The 3,227-nt window shown below is 59.9% G+C and carries 2 protein-coding genes and 4 pseudogenes; 2 read left to right on the top strand and 4 right to left on the bottom strand.

Annotated features, from left to right (window positions below):
- Positions 1-202 (bottom strand): annotated as a pseudogene (locus E1N52_RS43255) (IS21 family transposase); the annotation flags it as partial.
- 85 nt (positions 203-287) lie between these two features.
- Between E1N52_RS43255 and tnpC the strand changes: the two are divergent.
- Positions 288-1,202: pseudogene (gene tnpC / locus E1N52_RS43250) on the top strand (IS66 family transposase); the annotation flags it as partial.
- A 72-nt stretch (positions 1,203-1,274) separates the two neighbouring features.
- Here tnpC and E1N52_RS43245 read toward each other — a convergent pair.
- Positions 1,275-1,484: pseudogene (locus E1N52_RS43245) on the bottom strand (transposase); the annotation flags it as partial.
- A gap of 687 nt (positions 1,485-2,171) precedes the next feature.
- Positions 2,172-2,597 carry a hypothetical protein gene (locus E1N52_RS43240; protein WP_133191189.1) on the bottom strand — a complete coding sequence of 142 codons (426 nt, stop codon included), beginning with the start codon at positions 2,595-2,597 and terminating at the stop codon, positions 2,172-2,174.
- 46 nt (positions 2,598-2,643) lie between these two features.
- On the opposite strand from E1N52_RS43240, the gene E1N52_RS43235 reads away from it, so the two are divergent.
- The gene (locus E1N52_RS43235; RefSeq protein WP_133191187.1) at positions 2,644-2,856 is read left to right on the top strand and encodes a hypothetical protein; all 213 of its coding nucleotides are present in this window, start codon (positions 2,644-2,646) and stop codon (positions 2,854-2,856) included.
- A gap of 109 nt (positions 2,857-2,965) precedes the next feature.
- On the opposite strand, the pseudogene E1N52_RS43230 reads toward E1N52_RS43235, so the two are convergent.
- A pseudogene (locus tag E1N52_RS43230) lies at positions 2,966-3,227 on the bottom strand (IS5/IS1182 family transposase); the annotation flags it as partial.

Below are 3,227 nucleotides of genomic sequence, written 5' to 3'. Positions count from 1 at the left end.
CTTCCACGCGGCCCTGCAGATACGTCTTGAACGGCGCAAGTTTGCCCGGTACCGGCTGACGGGCCTTGCGTTGCGGCGGACCCGATTTCAGATACTTCCTGACTGTGTTAACTGCCATGCCGGTCTCGACTGCGATGTCCCGGAGGCTGTTTCCCTGGCGACGCAGAATCTCGATTTCCATGTACTCCTCGTAGCTGATCACGGGCCGCCCAAAAGGAGCAACCCTACAACGAGGTGTATCAATTCCTAACTGCGTTGCCGTATCAATTTACAACTGCGCGCGACACTGGGTCGGCCAGTGCGAGGCGCTGTGCGCACCGCTAACAGAGGCGCTGCGCCGCTATACGGTGTCGGCCACCAAGCTGCACGCCGATGACACGCCGATCCCGGTTCTCTCACCGGGCAACAGGAAGACCCGTACCGGCCGGCTATGGGTCTACGTGCGCGACGATCGTCGCTCGGGCTCGACGCAACCGGCTTCGGTCTGGTTCGCGTACTCGCCGAACCGGCAAGGCATCCATCCTCAAACCCATCTCGCCAGCTTCAAAGGGATTCTGCAAGCGGACGCTTACGCAGGCTTCGACGAATTGTTCCGCGATGGCTCGATACGCGAGGCGGCATGCCATGCCCACGCGAGGAGAAAGTTCTACGACATCCACGTGCGCACGCCATCTGACACAACACAAAAAGCACTCGAATATATTGGCGGGCTCTACGACATCGAGGCCTCCATTCGCGGCAGGCCCGTCGCCGAACGGCTGCGAATACGGCAGGAGAAAGCCAGACCACTGCTTCAAATCTACGAAGCGTGGCTCAGGGCAAAGCTCGAAACGCTGTCGTCGAAGTCCGATACGGCCAAGGCGATCAACTACACGCTGAACCAGTGGAGCGCACTGACGTTGTATTGCGAAGACGGTACGCTCGAGATTGACAACAACATCGCAGAGAACGCGCTGCGTTGTGTAAGCCTGGGCCGGAAGAATTTTTTATTCGCCGGCTCAGACAGCGGCGGCGAACGGGCAGCTGCGATGTATGCACTGATTGGCACTTGCGCACTGAATGACATCGATCCGCGTGCCTACCTCGACTATGTGCTAACCCATATCGGCGATCACAAAATCAATCGCATCGACGAACTCCTGCCTTGGCGTGTGGCCGACAAGTTGCACAAGCCAGCCAGTCCGCCACAGCCCTCTACCTGACCGGTAGCTCCAGTTCACAATCATGCTTTACGCGCACGCGAATGGACGAACGGTCCAGCTGAGGCGCTTACGAATCAGCAGTGTTCGTAGTGCTGTATCGCCGCGCTTGCTGATGCCCAGCAAACGTGGCTTGCCTCCCGAGGAGTGCTGACGCGGGACGAGACCCAGCCATGCAGCGAGTTCGCGGCCGTCCCGAAACGCTCGTGGGTTACCGATTGATGCTGCCAGCGCGGAAGCGGTGAGCGGCCCGACTCCGGGAATTGTTTCGAGAAGTTGCCCGGCCTCATCCGTACGATGCATCGCGCGGATGCGTCCCTCCAGTTCAGCTGCCTTGTTGCCCAGTTCGCGTAAGCGCTCCACAAGTAACTGGATCAGAGTCCGGAACTGTTCGCAAAGGCCATGCTCGCGATTAGAGAGGGCTTCGATGACCCTTTGCCTCAACCCCTATCCACCCCATTACCTGGTGGCATTCGCTTTTTCGACCATCCTCTACCCGCATCCCCGTCAGCGTTCCTTGCGGTTCGCCTGCCACGGGGGCGAAGATTCGGGCTTACCGTGTTCCACGCCAGTTACACGAACAGCTTAGGTCCCGCCTTTCTTCCGGTGACTGTCTGTCCCTGTTGCTCGCAGCACGTATCGAGCAACCCGTCACATACCTTTTGGTCCAAGCCTGCCGGCATCTTGGGCTTGTCAAATTTAACGAAAGTTACGGCGGTTCACTTACGTTGACCATCCTGTCCAGCCTAGCGTCCCTGCCGCCTGATGCTGGCAGCAGTTGAGCTTGCCTCGCGGCCCGCTCTTCTCTTGCGAAGGACTTCATTGTCCCGAGGGCTTCGAACCCAGCCGTTACCAGCCACGCTCGCCCCGGTAGGCTATTGCTGAGGGAACAACAAGTCTCACTGTCCCTTACGGGCCGAGACCATAACTGGCGCGACCTCACGTCGCACACGTGCTTTATTTTCCGTTTTCTCAAGCGACCCCAGGAAGACCCAGCCGTCGAGCGCCGCGCCCGAAACCTATTCGCTCGCGAACGCAGCTTACGCATTCGGTGATGACGCGGCGATTCCATTTGGCAACGCATGGCGAATTCCGGACGATGTAGGCCGCCAGCAGCCGTTTTTCCAGCGGCAGTACTGGAGCGGCGGCGACTGGCGCAGGATCGACTCCGACTATCTCGGCGCCGCGACCGCGCTCGCCATCGCCCTCGACAACATGACGAACAACACGAGCCTCGTGCTCGCAATTGAGCTCGACGGCGACGACGTGCTGCTGTTTGCCGCCGATGCGCAGGTCGGCAACTGGCTGACATGGTCCGGGTGCAACTGGAACGTTGGCGCAGGCACGGTTTCGGGAACCGATCTGCTGCGCCGGTCCATTTTCTACAAGGTCGGGCATCACGGCAGTCCCAATGCGACGCTCAAGGAGCAAAGGCGTGCAGCTGATGTCCAATCTGCGCTACGCCATGATTCCGGTCGATCACGACATGGCGGTCAAGAAAGGCTGGGGCAAGCTCCCGCTTCCGTCGCCGGTCGAGGCACTCGAAGCCGCGATTCAGGGACGCGGCAGCGTGTTGAGAACCGACCAAGACCCGGCTCCGGCGGCGGCGACCGACAACGTGAAGACGACACTGTTGTATTTCGAGGTTTCGCTTTGAGCGATGAGCGGGCGTTCGATTCGGGCCTGTGTCGCTGGCGGGTCGCCGCGTGAAACTTACTGAGTCGCCCCTGAACAATTCGTTTTGGCCGTCATCGGCAACATCGGCGTCAGCGGGCGGATGCTCTCTGATCGACAGCGAAGAACAGGGCGATGAGAACAAGGGCGTAAAAAAGCCGCAGCTTCCTCAGGATCATCCGCAGGTTGTGACCGGCGCCGCATAGCACAGCGTGCATCGCGTCACCGAGCGCTCCCTTCAGCCAGTTCCGATCGAGTTTGCCATCTGTCTTCATGTGGCCGATGGCTGGCTCGATCGCACTGCGCCGTCTGATCATCGCTCGTAGTCTCCGCGTGATGCCTCGCGTGATGCCT

This window comes from Paraburkholderia guartelaensis (assembly GCF_004353905.1).
Lineage (GTDB): Bacteria > Pseudomonadota > Gammaproteobacteria > Burkholderiales > Burkholderiaceae > Paraburkholderia > Paraburkholderia guartelaensis.
Note: the sequence above shows the minus strand (reverse complement) of the source record. Positions and strands in the feature narration are given on the sequence as shown.

What these genes read in the sequence shown, in the direction of transcription:
- E1N52_RS43240 (WP_133191189.1), bottom strand. Translation starts at nt 2,597, where the DNA reads ATGCCCGACCTTGTAGAAAATGGACCGGCGCAGCAGATCGGTTCCCGA.
- E1N52_RS43235 (WP_133191187.1), top strand. Translation starts at nt 2,644, where the DNA reads ATGTCCAATCTGCGCTACGCCATGATTCCGGTCGATCACGACATGGCG.